24 protein-coding genes are annotated in these 22,510 nt (G+C 62.4%); 20 read left to right on the forward strand and 4 right to left on the reverse strand.

All coding sequences use genetic code 11. The features are described 5' to 3' along the window. Positions 1-114 precede the first annotated feature (114 nt). On the reverse strand, positions 115-1,770 hold the full coding sequence (locus ACYCFC_RS02470) for an electron transfer flavoprotein-ubiquinone oxidoreductase (RefSeq protein ID WP_459653060.1): 1,656 nt from the start codon (positions 1,768-1,770) through the stop codon (positions 115-117). A 330-nt stretch (positions 1,771-2,100) separates the two neighbouring features. On the opposite strand from ACYCFC_RS02470, the gene ACYCFC_RS02475 reads away from it, so the two are divergent. The 6 genes from ACYCFC_RS02475 (at position 2,101) to ACYCFC_RS02500 (ending at position 7,473) form a co-directional block, all read left to right on the forward strand. Then, positions 2,101-2,850, forward strand: coding sequence for an electron transfer flavoprotein subunit beta/FixA family protein (locus tag ACYCFC_RS02475; protein ID WP_181082349.1), 750 nt, complete (start codon positions 2,101-2,103; stop codon positions 2,848-2,850). Continuing rightward, positions 2,851-3,780 (forward strand): electron transfer flavoprotein subunit alpha/FixB family protein, encoded by a 930-nt coding sequence (locus ACYCFC_RS02480; protein ID WP_459653061.1) that lies wholly within the window; start codon positions 2,851-2,853, stop codon positions 3,778-3,780. A 129-nt stretch (positions 3,781-3,909) separates the two neighbouring features. Then, complete coding sequence (locus ACYCFC_RS02485) at positions 3,910-4,725, forward strand: substrate-binding periplasmic protein (RefSeq protein ID WP_459653062.1); 816 nt, start codon at positions 3,910-3,912, stop codon at positions 4,723-4,725. Positions 4,726-4,747: 22 nt separating this feature from the next. Continuing rightward, positions 4,748-5,101 carry a DUF4398 domain-containing protein gene (locus ACYCFC_RS02490; protein ID WP_459653063.1) on the forward strand — a complete coding sequence of 118 codons (354 nt, stop codon included), beginning with the start codon at positions 4,748-4,750 and terminating at the stop codon, positions 5,099-5,101. Beyond that, on the forward strand, positions 5,098-5,895 hold the full coding sequence (locus ACYCFC_RS02495) for an OmpA family protein (RefSeq protein WP_459653064.1): 798 nt from the start codon (positions 5,098-5,100) through the stop codon (positions 5,893-5,895). Before ACYCFC_RS02490 ends, ACYCFC_RS02495 begins: the two co-directional genes overlap by 4 nt. A 147-nt stretch (positions 5,896-6,042) precedes the next feature. Continuing rightward, positions 6,043-7,473: an aminotransferase-like domain-containing protein gene (locus tag ACYCFC_RS02500; protein ID WP_459653065.1), complete on the forward strand. Its 1,431-nt coding sequence runs from the start codon at positions 6,043-6,045 to the stop codon at positions 7,471-7,473. Between the two features lie 3 nt (positions 7,474-7,476). Here ACYCFC_RS02500 and ACYCFC_RS02505 read toward each other — a convergent pair whose 3' ends face one another. Next, on the reverse strand, positions 7,477-7,644 hold the full coding sequence (locus ACYCFC_RS02505; RefSeq protein ID WP_181082343.1) for a DUF2897 family protein: 168 nt from the start codon (positions 7,642-7,644) through the stop codon (positions 7,477-7,479). A 143-nt stretch (positions 7,645-7,787) separates the two neighbouring features. Here ACYCFC_RS02505 and pyrF point away from each other — a divergent pair, with 143 nt between their 5' ends. After that, positions 7,788-8,498: an orotidine-5'-phosphate decarboxylase gene (gene pyrF / locus ACYCFC_RS02510; protein ID WP_459653066.1), complete on the forward strand. Its 711-nt coding sequence runs from the start codon at positions 7,788-7,790 to the stop codon at positions 8,496-8,498. Positions 8,499-8,608: 110 nt separating this feature from the next. Here the strand turns inward: pyrF and ACYCFC_RS02515 are convergent, their stop codons facing one another. Together ACYCFC_RS02515 and ACYCFC_RS02520 are read right to left on the reverse strand one after the other, a co-directional pair. Continuing rightward, complete coding sequence (locus ACYCFC_RS02515; RefSeq protein ID WP_459653067.1) at positions 8,609-9,610, reverse strand: NADP-dependent oxidoreductase; 1,002 nt, start codon at positions 9,608-9,610, stop codon at positions 8,609-8,611. A gap of 115 nt (positions 9,611-9,725) precedes the next feature. After that, complete coding sequence (locus ACYCFC_RS02520) at positions 9,726-10,922, reverse strand: benzoate/H(+) symporter BenE family transporter (RefSeq protein WP_459653068.1); 1,197 nt, start codon at positions 10,920-10,922, stop codon at positions 9,726-9,728. A gap of 535 nt (positions 10,923-11,457) precedes the next feature. On the opposite strand from ACYCFC_RS02520, the gene fliE reads away from it, so the two are divergent. The 13 genes from fliE (at position 11,458) to fliP (ending at position 22,486) form a co-directional block, all read left to right on the forward strand. Then, positions 11,458-11,787 carry a flagellar hook-basal body complex protein FliE gene (fliE, locus tag ACYCFC_RS02525; RefSeq protein WP_181082339.1) on the forward strand — a complete coding sequence of 110 codons (330 nt, stop codon included), beginning with the start codon at positions 11,458-11,460 and terminating at the stop codon, positions 11,785-11,787. A 14-nt stretch (positions 11,788-11,801) separates the two neighbouring features. Continuing rightward, on the forward strand, positions 11,802-13,583 hold the full coding sequence (fliF, locus tag ACYCFC_RS02530; RefSeq protein ID WP_181082338.1) for a flagellar basal-body MS-ring/collar protein FliF: 1,782 nt from the start codon (positions 11,802-11,804) through the stop codon (positions 13,581-13,583). Continuing rightward, positions 13,576-14,592 (forward strand): flagellar motor switch protein FliG, encoded by a 1,017-nt coding sequence (gene fliG, locus ACYCFC_RS02535; protein WP_181082337.1) that lies wholly within the window; start codon positions 13,576-13,578, stop codon positions 14,590-14,592. Before fliF ends, fliG begins: the two co-directional genes overlap by 8 nt. Before the next feature lie 3 nt (positions 14,593-14,595). Beyond that, complete coding sequence (gene fliH / locus ACYCFC_RS02540; protein ID WP_181082336.1) at positions 14,596-15,393, forward strand: flagellar assembly protein FliH; 798 nt, start codon at positions 14,596-14,598, stop codon at positions 15,391-15,393. Further along, positions 15,383-16,741 (forward strand): flagellar protein export ATPase FliI, encoded by a 1,359-nt coding sequence (fliI, locus tag ACYCFC_RS02545; protein WP_181082335.1) that lies wholly within the window; start codon positions 15,383-15,385, stop codon positions 16,739-16,741. The genes fliH and fliI overlap by 11 nt, the downstream gene beginning before the upstream one ends. Before the next feature lie 3 nt (positions 16,742-16,744). Continuing rightward, the gene (gene fliJ / locus ACYCFC_RS02550) at positions 16,745-17,197 is read left to right on the forward strand and encodes a flagellar export protein FliJ (protein ID WP_459653069.1); all 453 of its coding nucleotides are present in this window, start codon (positions 16,745-16,747) and stop codon (positions 17,195-17,197) included. 203 nt (positions 17,198-17,400) lie between these two features. Continuing rightward, a complete protein-coding gene (locus ACYCFC_RS02555) occupies positions 17,401-17,709 on the forward strand; it encodes an Hpt domain-containing protein (RefSeq protein WP_459653944.1) in 309 nt (102 codons plus the stop codon). A 102-nt stretch (positions 17,710-17,811) separates the two neighbouring features. After that, positions 17,812-19,044, forward strand: a complete 1,233-nt coding sequence (locus ACYCFC_RS02560; RefSeq protein WP_459653070.1) for a flagellar hook-length control protein FliK — start codon at positions 17,812-17,814, stop codon at positions 19,042-19,044. A gap of 209 nt (positions 19,045-19,253) precedes the next feature. Further along, positions 19,254-19,787 (forward strand): flagellar basal body-associated FliL family protein, encoded by a 534-nt coding sequence (locus ACYCFC_RS02565; protein ID WP_181082332.1) that lies wholly within the window; start codon positions 19,254-19,256, stop codon positions 19,785-19,787. 11 nt (positions 19,788-19,798) lie between these two features. After that, entirely contained in the window at positions 19,799-20,770 is a 972-nt protein-coding gene (gene fliM / locus ACYCFC_RS02570) for a flagellar motor switch protein FliM (protein WP_181082331.1), read from the forward strand. 39 nt (positions 20,771-20,809) lie between these two features. Further along, entirely contained in the window at positions 20,810-21,289 is a 480-nt protein-coding gene (gene fliN / locus ACYCFC_RS02575; RefSeq protein ID WP_459653071.1) for a flagellar motor switch protein FliN, read from the forward strand. A 1-nt stretch (position 21,290) separates the two neighbouring features. Continuing rightward, complete coding sequence (fliO, locus tag ACYCFC_RS02580) at positions 21,291-21,710, forward strand: flagellar biosynthetic protein FliO (protein WP_459653072.1); 420 nt, start codon at positions 21,291-21,293, stop codon at positions 21,708-21,710. Continuing rightward, positions 21,710-22,486 (forward strand): flagellar type III secretion system pore protein FliP, encoded by a 777-nt coding sequence (gene fliP, locus ACYCFC_RS02585; RefSeq protein WP_181082328.1) that lies wholly within the window; start codon positions 21,710-21,712, stop codon positions 22,484-22,486. The genes fliO and fliP overlap by 1 nt, the downstream gene beginning before the upstream one ends. The last annotated feature ends 24 nt before the right edge of the window (positions 22,487-22,510 follow it).

The raw sequence follows: 22,510 nt of genomic DNA on the forward strand, positions 1-22,510 counted from the left end.
CCTACAACAGCCTGCATCTCGGATATTCGAAGGGATTCCTCACGCCTCGAGTGCTCGCAACACAGAGCTGGGACATAGTCAAAAGTAAGGCTCCCGAAGGAGCCTTTTTGCGTTTTACATATTGGGATAGTTCGGGCCGCCAGCACCTTCCGGCGCCACCCAGGTGATGTTCTGGGCCGGGTCCTTGATATCGCAGGTCTTGCAGTGCACACAGTTCTGCGCGTTGATCTGGAAGCGCTTGCTGCCGTCGTCGTTGGCCACCACTTCGTAGACGCCCGCAGGGCAGTAGCGCTGGGCCGGTTCGTCGTACATCGGCAGGTTCTTGTCGATCGGGATGCTCGGGTCGGTCAGCTTGAGGTGAACGGGTTGCTCTTCCTCATGGTTGGTGTTGGAGAGGAACACCGAGCTCAGTTTGTCGAAGCTGAGCTTGCCGTCGGGCTTGGGATAATCGATCTTCTTCGCTTCGTCGGCCAGTTTCAGGCAGGCATGATCCGGCTTGGTATCGTGCAGCGTGAAGGGAATCTTGCCGCCGAAGATGTTCTGGTCGATGAAGTTGAATGCGCCGCCCTTGATCGCGCCCCACTTGTGAATCGCGGCGCCGAAGTTGCGGCTCTTGTACAGCTCGTCGTACAGCCAGCTGTTCTTGAAGCCTTCTTCGTAGGCGGTCAGCTCGTCGCCACCGTCGTTGCCCGCCAACAGCGCATCGGCGACAGCCTCGGCTGCGAGCATGCCGGATTTCATCGCGGTGTGGTTGCCCTTGATCTTGGCGAAGTTCAGCGTGCCGGCATCGCAGCCGATCAGCGCGCCGCCCTTGAAGACCATCTTCGGCAGCGAATTCAGGCCGCCCTTGGAAATGGCGCGGGCGCCATAGGCGACGCGCTTGCCGCCTTCCAGGTACTGCTTGATCAGCGGATGGTGCTTGTAGCGCTGGAACTCGTCGAACGGCGACAGGTGCGGGTTGCTGTAGGACAGGTCGACGATCAGTCCGACCACGACCTGGTTGTTCTCCATGTGGTAGAGGAAGGAGCCGCCGGTGTTCTCGTCGTCCAGCGGCCAGCCGGCGGTATGCACCACCAGGCCCTGTTCGTGCTTGGCCGGATCGATGTCCCAGAGTTCCTTGATGCCGATGCCGTAGTGCTGCGGGTCGACGTTGGCATTGAGCTGAAAGCGGCTGATCAGTTGCTTGCCGATGTGCCCGCGGCAGCCTTCGGCGAACAGGGTGTACTTGGCGCGCAGCTCCATGCCCGGCGTGTACATGCCCTCCTTGGGATTGCCTTCGCGATCGACGCCCAGATCGCCGGTCAGAATACCCCTGACCACGCCCTGTTCATCGACGAGCGCTTCCTGGGCGGCGAAGCCGGGGTAGATTTCCACGCCGAGGTTTTCCGCCTGCTGCGCCAGCCAGCGGCACAGGTTGCCCAGGGAAATGATGTAGTTGCCCTCGTTGTGCATGGTCTTGGGCACGAATGCATTGGGCAGCTTGCTGGCCGATTCGGCATTCTTGAGCAGGTAGATGTCGTCGCGCTTGACCGCGGTGTTCAGCGGTGCTTCGAGTTCCTTCCAGTTGGGGAACAGCTCGTTGAGCGCGCGCGGCTCGAACACCGCGCCGGATAGAATGTGCGCGCCGACTTCGGAGCCTTTCTCGACGACGCAGACGCTGATTTCCTGGCCGGCGTCGGCGGCTTTCTGTTTCAGCCGGCAGGCAGCGGACAGGCCCGCGGGGCCGGCACCGACGATGACGACGTCGAATTCCATGTATTCGCGTTCCATTGGCTTTCTCCTACTCAGGCTTGTTTGTTCTATAGAGGGTGGAGGAGGCTGTGATCGGTTCCCTGACCCAGCCGGGCTGGCATTATATATAGCCGCCCGAACGGGTCCAATACAAACGTTTGTTTGAATTTTTCCGAAGCCTGTTAGAATCGGCCTGCCGTACCCCGTGACGGGCTGTATGTTTTGTTGACCGGCCCAATGCCCAGCGTTCAAGATACGGGCAGTTTTGCGTTCGCCGTACAGGCCTGGCGGCCAGGTTGCAGCCAGTATCACGAATCGAGTTCGGTTCGCCTCGGCGAAATCCCCATCACCGGAGAGTAAGAGGAATCCATGAAGATTCTCGTAGCTGTCAAACGAGTGGTCGATTACAACGTCAAGGTTCGCGTCAAGGCGGACAACTCCGGCGTCGACCTCGCCAACGTCAAGATGTCGATGAACCCCTTCTGCGAAATCGCCGTGGAAGAAGCCGTGCGCCTGAAAGAGAAGGGCGTGGCGAATGAAATCGTGGTCGTCACCATCGGCCCGACCGCTGCCCAGGAGCAGCTGCGTACCGCGCTGGCGCTGGGTGCTGATCGCGGCGTGCTGATCGAGTCGACTGAAGAGCTCAACTCCCTGGCCGTGGCCAAGCTGCTCAAGGCCGTGGTCGACAAGGAGCAGCCGCAGCTGATCATCCTCGGCAAGCAGGCCATCGACAGCGACAACAACCAGACCGGGCAGATGCTCGGCGCGCTGACTGGCTATGCCCAGGGCACCTTCGCCTCCAAGGTGGAAGTCGCCGGCGACAAGGTCAATGTCACCCGTGAAATCGACGGCGGCCTGCAGACCGTCGCGCTGAACCTGCCGGCGATCGTCACCACCGACCTGCGCCTGAACGAGCCGCGCTACGCCTCGCTGCCGAACATCATGAAGGCCAAGAAGAAGCCGCTGGAAACCCTGACGCCAGATGCGCTGGGCGTTACCACCAGCTCCACCCTGAAGACCCTCAAGGTCGAAGCGCCCGCTGCGCGCAGCGCTGGCGTCAAGGTCAAGTCCGTGGCTGAACTGGTCGAGAAACTGAAGAACGAGGCGAAGGTAATCTAAATGACTATCCTGGTTATCGCTGAACACAACAACGCCGTTCTGGCTGCCGCGACCCTGAATACCGTCGCCGCGGCCAAAGCCATCGGTGGCGACATCCATGTACTGGTAGCCGGCAGTGGCTGCGGCGCCATCGGCGAAGCGGCTGCCAAGATCGAGGGCGTATCCAAGGTGCTGGTCGCCGACGACGCAGCCTACGCCAACCAGCTGCCGGAAAACGTCGCGCCGCTGATCGCCGATCTGGCCGCCAACTACAGCCACGTCCTGGCTGCCGCCACCACCAATGGTAAGAACTTCCTGCCGCGCGTGGCTGCACAGCTGGATGTCGACCAGATCTCCGAGATCGTTGCGGTCGAGAGCCCCGATACCTTCAAGCGCCCGATCTACGCCGGCAACGCCATTGCCACCGTGCAGTCCTCGGCGGCCATCAAGGTCATCACTGTGCGTGCAACCGGTTTCGATCCGGTCAATGCCGAAGGCGGTTCCGCTGCTGTCGAGCAGGTGTCCGGTACTGGCGACAAGGGTATTTCCTCCTTCGCCGGTGAAGAACTGGCCAAGTCCGACCGTCCTGAGCTGACCGCCGCCAAGGTCGTCATCTCCGGTGGTCGCGGCATGGGCAACGGCGAGAACTTCAAGCACCTGTACTCGCTGGCCGACAAGCTTGGCGCCGCGGTAGGTGCTTCGCGCGCCGCAGTCGATGCCGGCTTCGTGCCCAACGACATGCAGGTCGGCCAGACCGGCAAGATCGTTGCGCCGCAGCTGTACATCGCGGTCGGCATCTCCGGTGCGATCCAGCACCTGGCCGGCATGAAGGACTCCAAGGTGATCGTCGCGATCAACAAGGACGAAGATGCGCCGATCTTCCAGGTGGCCGACTACGGCCTGGTGGGCGATCTGTTCGAGATCGTGCCGGAGCTGGAAAAGCTCGTCTGAGATTAGGGTCTGTTGATCAGACCCTAATGCGCTGCAGAAAAACCCGCTCGCGTAGCGGGTTTTTCTTGGGCGCTCGGTTGCAATGCTAAGATCGCCGTCCGGTTCCATCGATCCATGACGAGGCTTTCCATGCGCTGTGCTTTGCTGCTGAAATCCGCTTTGATTGTGCTGTCACTGGCGGCTCCGCTAGCTGCCAGCGCGGCGGCAGGAAAGTGCGAGCGGCTGATAGCCACCGGTAATGCGGACAACCCGCCGTTTCTCTGGCGAGATCCGCAGAACCCCAAGCGGCTGATGGGCGCCAATGCCGATCTGCTGAAAAAAATCACCGACTCACTCGACCTGAAACTTGAAGTGCTCTACGCGGGCAATGCCGACAAGGCCTTCGAGGAAGTGCGCAGTGGCAGGATGGACCTGCTGCTCGATGCGGACTTGAGCCGACAGGCGCTTGAGCACATGGATGTCGTCCATCCGCCGATTACTTCCCTGCAACTGGTGGCCTGGGTTCGCAACGAGCCGAGCTTTCTCTATGCCAGCCGCGAGGATCTGCACGGGCGTCCCGGGGTTCATGGCGCCATGACGAAATTTGCTGGTGATTTCGAGCAGTACGCCAAGGAAAACCTGCACCTGCGTTCGACGCCTGGCCTGGCCGAGGCCGTGCAGCAGTTGCTGGCGGGAAAGGCAGATTATGTGCTGCATGAACGCTACAACGCCGTGGCCCGGATGAGTGCGCTGGGGCTTCTCGACGCTGTACAGCGCCTGGAGCCGCCGGTGTCCGAGCGTGGCATGCATTTCGCCGTCGCCCACGACTCGGCCTGCAACAGCCCCTGGTTGCGCGGACAGCTGGCGGTAAAAATGACAGAATTGCGCGCCGCTGGCGTCGAGGAGCAATTGCTGGCGGAAAATCTCGAACGCTGGAAGCAGCAGTCGATAAAGCCGAAACCCTAACCTGTTATTCGGGAACACGCGCGTGAGAACACCCCTTTCCTGCATCCTCGTGTCGCTGGCCATGGTCGGCGGCTGCGCCAGCGATCCGGCACCGAATGAACAGTTGAAGCTCAGTGAGCAGGCCGTGGCTCAGGCGCATGCGGTCGGCGTTCCAGAGCAAACGCCGGAACTGCTCATGGCTGAAGAAAAACTCGGCAAAGCCCAGGCCGCGATGGCAAGGGAGCGCTACCGTGAGGCGCGCCTGCGGGCCGAACAGGCGGAACTGGATGCGCGGCTGGCCGAGGCGAGGGTGCTGAACGAGAAGAGCCAGCTGCAACTGCTGGAGCTGAATCGACGTATCGCCCAGCTACGTGAGCAGTTGGGGGCGGTGCAATGAAGCCTTTTGTCGTCGGGTTGCTGTCGCTGGGCTTGCTCCAGGGGTGCACGAGTCCTGAAGTGAGACAGGCGCTGGGAGAGGCGCGCCTGGCGTACCAGGCCGTCAGCGAAAACCCGCAGGTAGTGGGCGATGTGCCCATGGATGTGCGGCGTGCCGAGGAATCACTGGAGCGTGCCCAGCGCTTTGCCGATTATTCGGGCAACGCCGAGGATGCCCTGCATTACGCCTATCTCAGTCAGCGTTACAGTCAGATCGCCAGCCAGCACGGCGAACAGTTGCAGAACCAGCGCCGCGCCACCCAGTTGGAAATGGAGCATGAGCGGTTGCGCCAGACCCTGCAGCAGGCCCGCTTGCTGGATATGCGCCAGCAGGGGCAGTGGCTGGAAGATCAGATGGCCGGCCTCGCCGCAGCCGAAACCGGTCGTGGCCTGGTGATGACCCTGGGGGATGTGCTGTTCAAACCCTCCAGCGCCGAACTGGGGGCGGCAACCAACCATCGGCTGCTCAAGCTGGCACATTTTCTCCAGCTCAACCCTGCGCGCAGGGTGCGTATCGAAGGCTACACCGACAATCGCGGCAGTGCGGCGGAAAACCTGGCGCTGTCCCGTTCCCGCGCCCAGGTGGTCGCCAACTTCCTGGAGGAGCTGGGCATAGAGGCCGGGCGCATGGAAGTCGTGGGTTACGGCGAGGCCTTTCGTATCAGCGAGAATGCATCGGCGCGAGGGCGTGCGCAGAATCGCCGGGTCGAGATCGTCTTTTCCGATGCCAAGGGGCGCCTGGGCAACCCACGCTGACAGGTTGTTTTTAACGAAGTACTACCAGCTCGGCTGGCTTTTCAGTGATCTGTAACCGACTGTGTCGGTGAGTTGCTGTTTAACTGTACTGGTCATGCTTGGCAGGGCTGTACTACTGTTATGGTCCAGTTGGCAGGGATCGACGAAATGACCAGTCTGTTGCTTTATCAGCGCATCGCACATCAGCTCGCGGAGGACATCCGCCGCGGTGTCTACCTGCCGGGCGAGCGTGTGCCCTCGGTACGCAAGCTGAGTCAGCAACTGAACGTCAGTCACGCTACCGTGTTGCAGGCCTACGCCAATCTCGAAGACCAGGGGATGATCCGGGCCCGACCGCAGTCCGGCTTCTATGTGCACCATACCCCGGCCCTGACGGCGCCGACGCCGGATATCGCCCAGGTCGAGCGCCCCGCACTGGTCACCCGCAGCAGCATCATCAACCTGGTGCTCAGCGAGTCGCGCCGTGATGGCCTGATTCCCTTCGGTGCGGCGGTGCCTCACGTCGATTACCTGCCGGTGCGGGCATTGCACCAGCAACTGGCCAAGGTCACCCGTTTCCAGAGCCCGCGGGCCTTTAGCTATATGTTCAGCCCTGGCTACGAGCCACTGCGCCGCCAGGTGGCGATTCGCATGCGTGACGCCGGCGTGGTGGTCGGGCCGGATGAGGTGGTGATCACCCACGGCTGTGTCGATGCGCTGCAGATGTCGCTGCGCGTGCTGACCCGTCCCGGAGACCTGATCGCCGCCGAATCGCCCAGCTACTACGGCCTGCTGCAACTGGCCGATCTGCTCGGGCTGAAGGTCATCGAGATTCCCTGCGATCCGGATACCGGCTTGAGCCTCGAAGCCTTGCAGCTGGCTGCCAGTCAGTGGCCGATCAAGGCGCTGGTGCTGACCGCGCGTCTGAGCAATCCGCTGGGCGGCAGCATGCCTGACGTGCGGCAGAAGCAGCTGCTGAAGCTGGCGGCACGGTTCGACATCCAGATCGTCGAGGACGATATCTATGGCGAGCTGATGTTCGAGTCAGGCCCGATCAGGGCGCTCAAGTCCAATGATCGAGAGGGCCGGGTGATCTATTGCTCGAGCTTCTCCAAGACCCTGTCTCCGGGCGTGCGCATTGGCTGGATCGTGCCTGGTCGCTATCGCGAAGAGATCCAGCGACTACAGACCTTCAGCACCCACTCAGCCTGTAGCGTCACCCAGATGGGCGTTGCCGCCTACCTGGAAAATGGTGGCTATGACCGGCATCTGCGCTTCATCCGGCAGGAATACCGCAAGAATCTCAGCGCCTTCCAGCTGGCGGTGCAGCGCTATTTTCCCGAAGGCACCCAGATGACCCGTCCCACCGGCGGCTTCATCCTCTGGGTCAGCCTGCCGGCGCGGATCAATACCAAGGACCTGCATACCCTGGCCTTGCAGCAGGGGATCAGCATTGCGCCGGGGCTCATCTTCAGCAATACCGAGCAGTTCAACCACTGTGTGCGGCTCAATTGTGGATTGCCCTGGACGGTCGAAGCGGAGCGGGCGCTGAAGACGTTGGGCGAACTCGCCGGGCAGCTCTGCCGTCAGGCTGCTTGAGTGTTATCTGTTGCGCGCATCCTCGGCATCCGCTTCGGCGTTGCGCTGGGCGATGCGCTGTTTCTGCTCTTCGGTCAGCGGAATCTTGCGGGCGCCGGCGCGCAGCATCAGCAGGCCGCCGACGATACTGCCGAGCACCACGGCCAGTAGTAACCAGATATACCAAGGCATGTTTTTCTCCTGAACCATGTGGAGGGTGATGTCTGTCACCTTACGCCGGGGGGCAGGGCAGCGTCACCTGTAGCGGGTTTCGACGGCGCTTCATTCGGTGTTTTCTGCGACAATACGCGCCGAATTTTGCCAAGGACTTCGCCATGACCTGCCAGACGCCCATCATTGTTGCGCTCGATTTTCCTTCCCATGAGGCCGCGCTGGCACTGGCTGGGCAACTCGATCCGACGCTGTGTCGGGTCAAGGTCGGCAAGGAGCTGTTCACCCGTTGCGGGCCGCAGGTGGTCGAAGCCTTGCAGGCCAAGGGCTTCGAGGTGTTCCTGGATCTGAAATTCCATGACATTCCCAACACCACCGCGATGGCCGTCAAGGCCGCGGCGCAACTGGGTGTGTGGATGGTCAATGTGCATTGCTCGGGCGGCCTGCGGATGATGGCGGCCTGTCGCGAGACGCTGGACAAGGTGAACGGGGCGCAGCCGCTGCTGATCGGCGTGACGGTGCTGACCAGCATGGAACAGGCGGACCTGGCCGGTATCGGCCTGGATCTGCCGCCGCAGGAGCAGGTCCTGCGCCTGGCCGGGCTGGCGGCGCAGGCCGGCCTGGACGGACTGGTGTGTTCGGCGCAGGAAGCCCAACCCCTGAAGGAGCAGTTCGCGCAGCTGCAACTGGTGACGCCGGGCATTCGCCCTGCCGGCAGCGCCGCCGATGACCAGCGGCGCATCCTGACGCCGTCCGAGGCGATGGCGGCGGGTTCGGATTATCTGGTCATCGGGCGTCCCATCGCCCAAGCCGCCGATCCGGCCCAGGCGCTGGCCGCCGTGGTGGCCGAACTGGGTTCTGCTTCCCTGGCATAACCTTCATGCCGCAAGGCTCGTAGGGCCGAATGTATTCGGCCTTGCACATTCATGAATAAACTCAGCCCTACGGCGTGATGGCTGAAACGCGAGAAGCGCCTGGGAGCGGGTCAGACCTTCAGCACCAGCTTGCCGAAATTGCCGCCGGTGAAGAGTTTCATCAGCGTCTCGGGGAAGGTTTCCAGCCCTTCGACGATGTCCTCCTTGCTCTTCAGCTCGCCGCTTTGCAGCCAACCGGCCATGTCCTGCATGGCTTCCGGGTAGCGTGAAACGTAATCGGTGACCACCATGCCCTGCATGCGTGCGCGGTTGACCAGCAGCGACAGGTAGTTCGCCGGCCCCTTGACCGCTTCCTTGTTGTTGTACTGGCTGATTGCGCCGCAGATCACTACGCGGGCACCCACACTGAGGCGTGTCAGCACGGCGTCGAGTATGTCGCCGCCGACATTGTCGAAATAGACGTCGACACCCTTGGGGCACTCGCGCTTGAGGCCCGCGGCCACGTCTTCGCTCTTGTAGTCGATGGCTGCGTCGAAGCCGAGCTCCTCGGTGAGGAAGCGGCACTTGTCGGCGCCACCGGCGATGCCCACCACGCGGCAGCCCTTGATTTTCGCGATCTGCCCGGCAACGCTGCCCACCGCGCCCGCAGCCCCCGAGAGCACTACGGTTTCGCCGGCCTTGGGTTCGCCCACGGCGAGCAGGGCGAAGTAGGCGGTCATGCCGGTCATGCCCAGTGCGGAAAGGTAGCGTGGCAGCGGCGCCTGGTTCGGATCGACCTTGTAGAAGCCCTTCGGCTCGCCGAGGAAGTACGCCTGCACGCCCAGCGCGCCGTTCACGTAGTCGCCTTCGGCAAACCCCGGATGCCGGGAGGCGATCACCTTGCCGACGCCCAGTGCGCGCATGACTTCACCGATGCCGACTGGCGGGATATAGGACTTGGCGTCGTTCATCCAGCCGCGCATCGCCGGGTCCAGCGACAGGTATTGCACCTGGACCAGAATCTGGCCCGGGCCGGGCTCGCCCAGAGGCTTCTCGACGAATTCGAAGGTGTCACGACCGGGCGTGCCGACGGGACGCCTGGCCAGCAGGAACTGGCGGTTGATCTGATTCATGGAAACCTCTGCGTGTTTGCAAAACCCTTGGTTTAGCCGTCCGATAGCAGCCGCGCAAGCAAAGCCGGCAGGCTGGAATGCAGGGGTATCTGTCCGAGTGATATCGGTATCTGGCTCAGTTCGCGGCTTTATGCCCATTGAGGATCCATAGCGTCAGCACGCCGGCGACCAGCCCCCACAGCGCCGAGCCGATGCCGAACAGCGTCAGCCCGGATGCGGTGACCATGAAGGTGATCAGCGCCGCCTCGCGCTCGCGTGGCAGCTGCATGGCCTGGGTCAGGCCGCTGCCGATCGAGCCCAGCAGGGCCAGCGCTGCGATGGACAGCACCAGCGCCGCCGGAAAGGCGGCGAACAGGGCTGCCAGTGTCGCCCCGAAAATACCGGCAATGCCGTAGAACAGCCCGCACCAGACCGCAGCGGTATAGCGCCGGGAGGGATCGGGATGCGCCTCCGGTCCGCTGCAGATGGCCATGGTAATGGCTGCCAGATGAATACCATGGGAGCCGAACGGGGCCAGCAGCACCGAGGCGATGCCGGTGATGGAAATCAGTGGCGAGGCTGGCACCTGATAGCCCTCCGCGCGCAGTACCGCCAATCCCGGCATGTTCTGCGAGGCCATGGCGATCACGAACAGCGGGATGCCGATACTGAAAATGGCCGCGAACGACAGCGCCGGCGTGGTCCAGACCGGCACCGCGATTTCCAGACTCAGCTGCCGGAAGTCCAGCAGGCCCAGGCCAGCGGCCAGCGCGCAGCCGACGATCAGGGCCGTGAGCACCGCGTAGCGCGGCAGCAGGCGTTTGGCCAGCAGGTAGCCGAAGCACATCCCCAGCACCAACAAGGGCTCTACCTCCACTGCCCGGAAGATTTCGATGCCGATGTTGAACAGCACGCCGGCCAGCAGCGCCGCCGCGAGCGAAGCCGGCACTCTGCGCATCAGGCGTTCGAAGCTGCCTGTCAGGCCGCACAGGGCAATCAGTGCGGAGGCGAAGATAAAGGCGCCGATGGCCTCGCCATAGGGAACACCGGGCAGGCTGCTGATCAGCAGCGCCGCGCCAGGCGTGGACCAGGCGATTACCACCGGGGTGCGGTAGCGTAGCGAAAGCCCGACACTGCAGATCGCCATGCCGATCGACAGTGACCAGATCCATGATGAAATTTCGCCGCTACTGAGTCCGGCGGCCTGACCCGCCTGAAACATCAAGACCAGCGAGCTGGTATAGCCGGTGAGCATGGCGATGAAGCCGGCGACTATGGTCGATGGCGAACTGTCGGCGAGTGGGCGAGAGAGCAGGCGGGAGGGGGCCGGCATGGTTGTCCTTGTTGGATTGTTTGCGCCCAAGCCTAAGCGCCCCGCTTGCGCGCGTCACCATACAGCCAGCGGCATGATGAGCGTTACAGCCTCGTAGGTCAGGTCACGCTTCACCGACCCGACGGGCGGGGGCGAGGTCGTTCGCCGGGTTATATCGCGCATCGTCGGATTACGCCTTCGGCTAATCCGACCTACGCATGGTTGGGGTTTTGTAGGTCGGGTCATGCTTCACCGACCCGACGGGCGGGGTCGAGGTCGTTCGCCGGATTATATCGCGCATCGTCGGATTACGCCTTCGGCTAATCCGACCTACGCATGGTTGGGGTTTGTAGGTCGGGTCACGCTTCACCGACCCGACGAGCGGAGTAAAAGCAGCGAAAAGACGTAAACCACAGCCTGCAAGGAAGACAGAAACGCTTGGTTGTACTTCCTCGGCAGCCTCCACTCGGGCGCGCTCCCAGACTGGCACCGATGTTGCTATTACGAACGTGCTCGCTGCGAAGCGTCAAAAAAACCGCAGCTGTTGGAGGACAAGATGAGCCAAGGTGTTGAATTCAATCGCTTGATGCTGGAAATGCGGGCCATGCAGACCGATGCCATGGCACGTTCCAAGCCGGAGCCTGCCGTTCCCGAGGTCGGCGCGCCGAGCTTTTCCGAGATGCTCGGGCAAGCGGTCAACAAGGTGAATGAAACCCAGCAAGCCTCCAACCAGCTGGCCACTGCCTTCGAGATGGGGCAGGGCGGTATCGATCTGACCGATGTCATGATCGCTTCGCAGAAGGCCAGCGTTTCCTTTCAGGCCATGACCCAGGTACGCAACAAGCTGGTTCAGGCCTATCAAGACATCATGCAGATGCCGGTTTGAGGCAGGGTTGAACGATGGCTGACGCACTTGGCAAGGTTCCAGTGACGGTTGATTCGGGTGAGCCGAAGAAGCCTCTGCTTGGCCTGTCCTTCCTGGAAAATCTTTCCGAAATGTCGATGCTGCGGCAGATCGGCCTGCTTGTCGGGCTGGCTGCGAGTGTCGCCATAGGTTTTGCCGTGGTGCTCTGGTCGCAGCAGCCGGACTACCGTCCGCTGCTCGGCAGCCTTGCCGGCATGGACGCCAATCAGGTCATGGAAACCCTCGCGGCTGCCGATATCGCCTACACCGTGGAGCCCACTTCCGGCGCCTTGCTGGTCAAGGCGGGCGATCTCGCCCGGGCGCGGCTGCGGCTCGCCAGTGCCGGCATCGCGCCGGCTGACAGTAATATCGGCTTTGAAATCCTCGACCGGGAGCAGGGGCTTGGCACCAGCCAGTTCATGGAGGCCACCCGCTATCGCCGTGGTCTGGAGGGTGAGCTGGGGCGTACCGTCTCCAGCCTGAACAATGTCAAGGCCGCGCGCGTGCACCTGGCGATTCCGAAAAGTTCGGTATTCGTTCGCGACGAGCGCAAGCCCAGCGCCTCGGTACTGGTGGAACTCTACCCGGGGCGCAGCCTCGAGCCGAGCCAGGTAATGGCGATCATCAACCTGGTGGCGACCAGCGTGCCGGAGCTGAACAAGTCGCAGATCACCGTGGTGGACCAGAAGGGTAATCTGCTGTCCGACCAGCAGGAGCTGACCGAGCTGAGCATGGCCGGCAAGCAGTTCGACTACAGCCGCCGCATGGAAAGCCTCTATACCCAGCGCGTGCATAACATCCTGCAGCCGGTGCTGGGCAGTGGCCGCTACAAGGCCGAAGTGTCCGCCGATGTCGATTTCAGCGCCGTCGAATCCACCTCGGAAACCTTCAACCCCGATCAGCCGGCGCTGCGCAGCGAACAGAGCGTCAACGAACAGCGCCAGAGCAGCCTCGGTCCGCAAGGCGTCCCGGGCGCGCTGAGCAACCAGCCGCCAGGCCCGGCCACGGCACCGGAAAATGCCCTGGCCGGACAGGCCGCCGCCGGTGCCGTCGCACCTGGTCAGCCCCTGCTGGACGCCAACGGCCAGCAGATCATGGACCCGGTGACCGGCCAGCCGATGCTGGCACCGTATCCGGCAGACAAACGCGAGCAATCGACGCGCAATTATGAACTGGATCGCTCCATCAGCTACACCAAGCAGCAACAGGGACGCCTGCGCCGCCTGTCGGTTGCCGTGGTGCTGGACGATCAGGTCGCGATTGACGCCGACGGACAAGCCACGCGGGTGCCGCGAACCGCCGAAGAATTGGCGCGCTTCACCCGCCTGGTGCAGGACGCCGTGGGCTTCGATGCCAGCCGTGGCGACAGTGTCAGCGTGATCAATGCGCCCTTTGCGCCTGACTCCTTCGATGAAGCCTTCGAAGAGCCGGCGTTCTATTCGCAGCCGTGGTTCTGGGACGTCGTCAAGCAGGTGCTCGGCGTGCTGTTCATCCTGGTGCTGGTGTTCGGCGTGCTGCGCCCGGTACTCAATAACCTGACCCATGCCGGCAAGGGCAAGGAGCTGCAGCCGGTCGGCGGTGACGCCGAGTTGGGCGACGTGGATGCCGAGGGTGCGCTGGCCAGTGATCGGGTCAGCCTGAGCGGGCCGCAGAGCATCATGCTGCCGAGCCCGACCGAGGGATACGATGCGCAACTGAATGCCATCAAGAATCTGGTAGCTGAAGACCCGGGCCGGGTGGCCCAGGTCGTCAAAGAGTGGATCAACGCCGATGAGTGATGCCCGTATTGCCACCAAGCTGAACAAGGTCGACAAGGCCGCGATCCTGCTGTTGTCCCTTGGCGAGGCCGATGCCGCGCAGGTGCTGCGCCATCTCGGTCCCAAGGAAGTGCAGCGCGTGGGCACGGCCATGGCGCAGATGCGAAACATCCATCGCGACCAGGTCGAGCGGGTGATGAGCGAATTCGTCGAGATCGTCGGCGATCAGACCAGCCTGGGTGTGGGTTCCGACGGCTATATCCGCAAGATGCTTACCCAGGCGCTGGGCGAAGACAAGGCCGGCGGCCTGATCGACCGCATCCTGCTGGGCGGCAACACCAGCGGTCTGGACAGCCTCAAGTGGATGGAGCCGCGCGCGGTTGCCGACGTGATTCGCTATGAGCACCCGCAGATCCAGGCCATCGTCGTGGCCTACCTCGACCCGGATCAGGCCGGTGAGGTGCTGTCGCATTTCGACCACAAGGCGCGGCTGGACATCGTCCTGCGTGTGTCCTCGCTCAATACCGTGCAGCCGGCGGCCCTGAAGGAGCTCAACCAGATTCTCGAGAAGCAGTTCTCCGGCAACTCCAACACCAGCCGGGCGACCCTGGGGGGCGTGAAGCGCGCCGCCGACATCATGAACTTCCTCGACAGCTCGGTCGAAGGCCAGTTGATGGACGCCATCCGCGACATCGACGAAGACCTGTCGGCGCAGATCGAAGACCTGATGTTCGTCTTCGACAACCTGGCCGATGTCGATGACCGGGGCATCCAGACGTTGCTGCGTGAAGTATCCTCCGAGGTGCTGGTGATGGCGCTCAAGGGTGCCGACGAGGCGATCAAGGAAAAGGTCTTCAAGAACATGTCCAAGCGCGCCGGCGAATTGCTGCGTGACGACCTGGAAGCCAAGGGGCCGGTACGCATCAGCGAAGTCGAGAGCGCCCAGAAGGAAATCCTCACCATTGCCCGTCGCATGGCCGAAGCCGGAGAAATCGTGCTCGGCGGCAAGGGCGGCGAAGAGATGATCTAAACCATGTCCAGGGAAAACCCCAGCGATGTCATCCGCGCGAAGGACATCAATGTCTTCGATCGCTGGGCCTTGCCGAGTTTCGACGAGCCGGGCGAAGAGCCGCCGGCGTCCGACGAAATCGGGCCGGCTGATGCCGAAGAGCTTTCCCATAGCGAAGATGTGCCCGTCGAGGAGGTCAAGCCGCTGACCCTCGATGAGCTGGAGGCGATTCGCCAGGAGGCCTACAACGAAGGTTTCAGCACCGGCGAAAAGGACGGCTTCCATGCCGGTCAGCTCAAGGCCCGGCAGGAAGCCGAGGCGGCCCTGGCGCCCCGGCTCGACAGCCTGGAGCGGCTGATGACGCAACTGCTCGACCCTATCGCCGAACAGGATCGCAACCTTGAACACGCCATGGTCACGCTGGTCAGCCAATTGGCCCGGGAGGTCATCCAGCGCGACCTGCTGACCGATTCCAGCCAGATACACCAGGTGCTGCGCGAAGCCCTGAAGCTGCTGCCCATGGGCGCCGGCAACGTGCGCATCCATATCAATCCGCAGGACTTCGAGCTGGTCAAGGGGCTGCGCGAGCGTCACGAGGAAAGCTGGAAGATCGTCGAGGACGCAGACCTGCTGCCCGGCGGTTGCCGGATCGAAACCGAACACAGCCGTATCGACGCCAGCATCGAAACGCGGCTGGCGCAGGCGATCAAGCAGCTGTTCGAGCAACAGCGCGAGAATGCCACCAGCCCGCCCGAAGCGGATCTGCATCTGGATCTGCATCCAGGCAAGGGCACGGATATAGAGAGCTCCGATGCGCCTTGACCGGACCAGTTTCGCCAGGCGCCTAGAGGTTTACGGCGAGGCGATCAAACTACCCAGCCAGCCGATCCTCGAGGGTCGGCTGTTGCGTATGGTCGGCCTGACACTGGAGGCCGAAGGGCTGCGCGCCGCCGTTGGCAGCCGCTGCCTGGTGATCAACGAGGACAGCTACCATCCCTCCCAGGTCGAGGCCGAGGTGATGGGCTTTTCCAGCGGCAAGCTCTACCTGATGCCGGTCGGCAGCCTGGCCGGCATCGCGCCGGGTGCCCGTGTGGTGCCATTACCCAATACCGGGCGGCTGCCGATGGGCATGTCGATGCTCGGTCGGGTGCTCGACGGCGCCGGGCGGGCGCTGGATGGCAAGGGCGGGATGAAGGCCGAGGACTGGGTGCCAATGGACGGCCCGGTGATCAACCCGCTCAAGCGCCACCCCATCAGCGAACCGCTGGACGTCGGCATTCGCAGCATCAACGGCCTGCTGACGGTCGGTCGCGGCCAGCGTCTGGGGCTTTTCGCCGGCACCGGCGTGGGCAAGTCGGTGTTGCTGGGCATGATGACCCGCTTCACCGAGGCCGACATCATTGTCGTCGGGCTGATCGGCGAGCGGGGCCGCGAGGTCAAGGAATTCATCGAGAACATCCTCACCGAAGAGAGCATCAAGCGCTCCGTGGTGGTCGCCTCGCCAGCTGACGAAGCGCCGTTGATGCGCCTGCGCGCGGCCATGTACTGCACCCGTATCGCCGAGTATTTTCGCGACAAGGGCAAGAACGTGCTGCTGCTGATGGATTCGCTGACGCGTTTCGCCCAGGCCCAGCGCGAAATTGCCCTGGCCATTGGCGAACCGCCGGCGACCAAGGGTTATCCACCCTCGGTGTTCGCCAAGCTGCCGAGCCTGGTGGAGCGCGCCGGCAATGCCGAGGAGGGCGGTGGTTCGATCACGGCTTTCTACACGGTGCTGTCGGAAGGTGACGACCAGCAGGACCCCATCGCCGATGCCGCGCGGGGTGTGCTCGATGGCCATATCGTGCTGTCCCGGCGCCTGGCCGAGGAAGGTCACTACCCGGCCATCGATATCGAAGCCTCCATCAGCCGGGTGATGCCGCAAGTGGTCAGCGCCGAGCATGTGCGCCATTCGCAGCGCTTCAAGCAGCTCTGGTCGCGTTACCAGCAGAGCCGCGATCTGATCAGCGTCGGCGCCTATGTGCCGGGTGGCGATCCGGAGACCGACCTGGCTATCGCCCGACAGGCCGAGATGGTTGGCTACCTGCGCCAGGGGTTGAACGAGTCCGAGCACCTGGCGCAGAGCGAAGCCTTGCTGGCCACCGTGTTCAATCCCCGGCCCGGCGGCTAACCCTTGCCTGCGAGTCGAGCGGCCCGCCTGGCCCCGGTGATCGATATGGCCGAGCGTGCCGAGCGCGAGGCCGCACGTCTGTTCGGCCAGGGCCAGACCCAGCTTTCCCAGGCCGAAGCCAAGCTGGGCGAGTTGCGCCAGTATTTCAGTGATTACCAGCAGCAATGGATGACGCAGGGCAGTCAGGGCGTGTCCGGTCAGTGGCTGGTCAACTATCAGCGTTTCCTTTCACAGCTCGAATCGGCCATCGGCCAGCAGCAGCGCAGCGTAGACTGGCACCAGGCCAACCTGAACAAGCTGCGCGAGCAATGGCAGCAGCGCCGTGCCCGGCTGGACGGCCTGCGCAAGCTGGTCGAGCGTTATCTGCAGGAAGCGCGAACCGCTGCCGACAAGCGCGAGCAGAAGCTGCTCGACGAGTTTTCACAGCGTCTGGCGGGCCGCCCGAGGCAGGATTGAATTTTGCGGTGACAGATTATGGGCTCTGGTCAAATTGTTGACGAAATGCGTAAGGCCACGGTGACCATGACGGTGGCAGAGCAGTTTGCAGCGCATGCTCAGCGTAGGGACTGGGGCCGACTGGATAGGCTTGATTGAGAACCGGGAGCAGTGCCGTGGCCGATCATCTGGACGCGAGTGTCCTGCTGAAACTCCAGCAGGTAATGGAGGCTGAATACCCGCAGTTGCTGGATACCTTTCTTGGCGATTCCGAGGAAAGGCTGCGCCTGCTGCAGACGACCTGCCGAAGTGCTGACGCAGAGCGCCTTCGCCAGGCGGCGCACAGCTTCAAGGGCAGTTGCAGCAACATGGGCGCCGCCCTGCTGGCCGAACATTGCCATGCCCTGGAAGAGACCGCGCAGCGCGGACAGCTTGAAGAGGCGTGCGAACTGATCGAGCGAATCGAACGCGAGTTTGCCATTGTGCGGATTCTCTATCGTGCCGAGCGCCAGCGTTTTTGTGGGCCTGGCTGAGACGGCGCTACGGAATCGATATCCTGAGCTTGTTACTGGCCCGGAGTTTGCTTGAGATTGACTCAGGGGCTACACAACTCATTACTTCAAGCGGAACTATTCATGGCCGTTTCTCCTGATTTATTGCTCAACACCAAGGCGCCGGCGACAGTCGCCAAGACCGCGAGCACCTCTTCCAGGAATGCTTCGCAAGCCGGCCGGGACAATGCTTCCAGCTTTGCCGACGTCTATGCCAGGGAGCGCCAAGGCAAACCTGTCGAGCGTCAGGATGGCGCTGCCACTGCCGCGCGCAACACGTCCGGCAAAGACAAGTCCGCAGATGAAACCGCCGAGAAAAGCGGCACGCAAACGCCGGGCCTTGCCGAGGCTGGCAACGACTTGCCGGTAACCGAGGGGGCGGAGCAGGGGGCTGAAGTCGAGCTCGATCCGTTGCTGTTACTGGGTATGGGTGGGCAAGCCGAAGGTGCGGATGAGGCACTGCAAACACCAGATGGCGAACTCCTGACAGGTTGGCCGCAGGGGCAAGTGCCCATGACAGCCTCCGACGCCGCGCCGGAGGCCGAGGATTCGTTGATGGCGCAGCATTCGCTGGTCGAGACCCAGGCGACAGCGCAGAAAATGTTGCCCGCGCAAGGCTTGGCTGAAGGTGAGGCTGTTACCGAAGCGAAAGCGTACCTTTCCGCGAAGCTGCTTCCAGACGAGATGGCCAGCGAGGATGGCGAGACGTTTTCGCTTGAGGAGGATTTTGCCGAGCTGCTCGATCAGCAGATCGCGCCGAAGGAGGGCCGCAGCAGTGCCGTTGATGCCGCGCCTGACCGGCTCAATACCCTGACGCAGGCGATTTCCCAGCAAAATCAGGCCCAGCAGGCACAGCGCCCCGTACTGGTCCCGGGACAGCCGCTGCAAATGCAGCAGCCCGGACTGAGCGAGGCGGTGGTTGATCGGGTGATGTGGCTGTCGAGCCAGAACCTCAAGTCGGCGGAAATACAGCTCGACCCGGCCGAACTGGGCCGCATGGAAATTCGCATCGACATGAGCAAGGAGCACAGTCAGGTGACCTTCCTCAGCCCTCACGCCGGCGTTCGTGAAACGCTGGAAGGGCAGATGCAGCGCTTGCGCGACATGTTCTCGCAGCAGGGCATGAGCATGGATGTGAACGTATCGGATCAGTCCGCGCACGGTCGCCAGGGCGAAGGCGACGCCGAGTCGCGTGAGGGGCGTGGCGGTGCCATTGCCGGGTTGGCCGGTGATGAGGGGGAGGTGGTTCAGGGCTCGATGGAAATCAGCGGTGCAAGGGCTGGTGATGCGCGCGGGCTGGTGGATTACTACGCCTGACGCCTTTCACGTGGGTTCAAAGAACCGGGTGCCAACAGGCTGTTGGTGCCCGGTTTTTGCTTTCCGGGGATAATGCGCAGCTCTTTATTCGGAAATCCCTCAGGCCGCTGGTCATTTACTGTGCTCCCTCACTGGCCGATACTTTGGCACAGCAGTTGCTCCCAACTCATTGAACGACATGAAATCACGCGTGATGACGGATATTTGGCATGGCTAAAACACAGGGTCCCCCGGATATAGCGAGTCCCGCTGCTGCGGCTCCGGCGGACGGCAAGCGTAAACTCAAGCTGATCGTTCTGGTCGTACTCGGTCTGTTGCTGGCCGTTGGAGTGTCGGTGGGCAGCACGCTGTATTTCATGAACAAGGGCGAGCCGAAAAGTCCGGATGCGGCGCAAGGCAGCCAGGCGGCGCCTCAGCGTCAGGCTGCCATCTATGAAGTGCTGGCGCCGGCATTCGTGGTCAATTTCAGCAACACCGGCGGTCGCCAGCGTTACATGCAGGTGAGCGTCGCCCTGATGTCGCGCGATCAGGCGGCGCTGGATGCGCTGAAGGAACACATGCCCCTGTTGCGCAATCAACTGGTCATGCTCTTCTCCAGCCAGGAGTTCGCTTCACTGGCTACCCCCGTGGGGCAGGAGATGTTGCGCCAGCAGGCCACCGCCAGCGTTCAGGAGCTGGCCCAGAAGGAAATCGGCAAACTGGCCATCGAGCAAGTGCTGTTTACCAACTTCGTACTTCAATAGGGGCCTCGCAGATGGCTGTTCAAGACCTGCTCTCGCAAGACGAGATCGACGCGCTCCTGCATGGGGTCGACGACGGCCTGGTCGATACCGAAGGCGATTCCGAACCGGGCAGCATCAAGAGCTATGACCTGACCAGCCAGGACCGCATCGTCCGTGGCCGCATGCCCACCCTGGAAATGATCAACGAGCGCTTCGCCCGCTACACACGCATCAGCATGTTCAACCTGCTGCGCCGCTCGGCGGACGTTTCGGTGGGTGGCGTACAGGTGATGAAATTCGGCGAGTACATCCATTCGCTGTACGTGCCCACCAGCCTCAATCTGGTGAAGATCAAGCCGCTACGCGGGACGTCGCTGTTCATTCTCGACGCCAAGCTGGTGTTCAAGCTGGTGGACAATTTCTTTGGCGGTGATGGTCGCCATGCCAAGATCGAGGGCCGTGAATTCACTCCTACCGAATTGCGCGTGGTGCGCATGGTGCTGGAACAGGCTTTCCTCGACCTGAAGGAGGCCTGGCATGCGGTGCTGGATGTCAATTTCGAATACGTGCATTCGGAAGTGAATCCGGCCCTGGCCAATATCGTCAGCCCCAGCGAGGTAGTGGTCGTTTCGACGTTCCATATCGAACTCGACAGCGGTGGTGGCGATCTTCATGTAACCATGCCGTATTCGATGATCGAGCCGATCCGCGAGATGCTCGATGCCGGTTTCCAGTCGGATGTCAGCGACCAGGACGAGCGTTGGTCCAAGGCTCTGCGCGAGGATATCCTTGACGTCAACGTACCGCTTGGCGCCACTGTCGTGCGGCGTCAGCTCAAGCTGCGCGACATCCTCAACATGCAGCCGGGCGATGTCATTCCGGTGGAAATGCCCGAAGACATGATCCTGCGCGCCAATGGTATGCCAACCTTCAAGGTCAAGCTCGGCGCGCACAAGGGCAACCTCTCCCTGCAGGTGCTGGAATCCGTGATGCGTTCACGCTGATTCGGGCCTTATCATTTATTAGCCGGTCGAGGATTTGCGATGGCAGACGAACAGGAACACACATCTACCGATGAGCAGGCGCTTGCCGATGAATGGGCTTCGGCGCTGGCCGAGGCGGGTGATGCCAACCAGGACGATATCGATGCGTTGTTGAATCAGGGGCCGGCAGCGGCTCCGGCGGCTGCGGCACCGCCGCGGGCTCCGCTGGAGGAGTTCGGCAGCAGCCCGAAAGTGAGCTCGGCTTCGGTCGGGCTCGAGGGGCCGAATCTGGATGTGATCCTCGATATTCCGGTATCGATCTCCATGGAAGTCGGCAGTACCGAGATCAGCATCCGCAACCTGCTGCAGCTCAACCAGGGCTCGGTGGTCGAACTCGACCGGCTGGCCGGTGAGCCGCTGGATGTGCTGGTCAACGGCACCCTGATCGCCCACGGTGAAGTGGTGGTGGTGAACGAGAAGTTCGGCATCCGCCTCACCGACGTGATCAGCCCGAGCGAACGCATCAAGAAGTTGCGCTGACATGCGAATCCTGGCCTTCCTTGCGCTGCTGCTGGCCTTGCCGGTCATGGCCGCCGAATCTTCGGCGAACATGAGTGGCGTCGACGTGGGCGGGCAGTTGAGCAAGCTGCTGCTGGGTCTGTTGCTGGTGATCGGTCTGATCTTTCTGCTGGCCTGGGTGCTGCGACGGATGCAGCGGCTCAACCCGCGCGGCAACCAGGCCATCAAGTTGATCTCCAGCCATGCCCTCGGCCCGCGTGAGCGTCTGTTGCTGGTGCAGGTGGGCAGCGAGCAGATACTGCTTGGCCTGAGCGCCGGTCGTATTACGCCTTTGCATGTACTTGAAGAGCCGGTGCACCTGCCGGATGCCGAACCCGCCAACCCGGAATTCGCCCAGCGTCTCATGGAGCTGCTGGGTCGGGATCAAAAGGACAAGCCCTGATGCTTCGATTGTTGCTGGCGGTCATGCTGGTGCTGGCCGCCCCGTTCGCTGTGGGCCAGGATGCCGGCGCACTGATCACCCAGGGCAACAACCCCCTGTCGATCCCGGCGATCACCCTGAGCACAGATGCCGAGGGGCAGCAGGAATATTCGGTCAGTCTGCAGATTCTGCTGATCATGACGGCGCTGAGCTTCATCCCGGCATTCGTCATGCTGATGACCAGCTTCACCCGCATCATCATCGTCTTCTCCATCCTGCGTCAGGCGCTGGGCCTGCAGCAGACGCCATCGAACCAGATCCTCGTGGGCCTGACGATCTTCCTCACGCTGTTCATCATGGCGCCGGTATTCGAGCGGATAAATAACGAGGCGGTGCAGCCTTATCTGAATGAACAGTTGTCGGCCCAGGAGGCGATTGCCCGCGCCGAAGTGCCGCTCAAGGGTTTCATGCTGGCGCAAACCCGCGAGAGCGATCTGGCGCTGTTCGTGCGGATGTCCCGGCGCACCGATATCCAGACGCCTGAAGCCACGCCGCTGACCATTCTGGTGCCGGCCTTCGTCACCTCCGAGCTGAAGACGGCGTTCCAGATCGGCTTCATGATCTTCATCCCGTTCCTGATCATCGACATGGTGGTGGCCAGCGTGCTGATGGCGATGGGCATGATGATGCTGTCGCCGCTGATCATCTCGTTGCCGTTCAAGATCATGCTGTTCGTGCTGGTCGATGGCTGGGGGTTGATCATTGGCACGCTTGCTGGAAGTTTCGGAACACTTTAGCAGGCCGTTGAAAAACTACCTGCG

Source organism: Stutzerimonas sp. NM35, assembly GCF_054604355.1.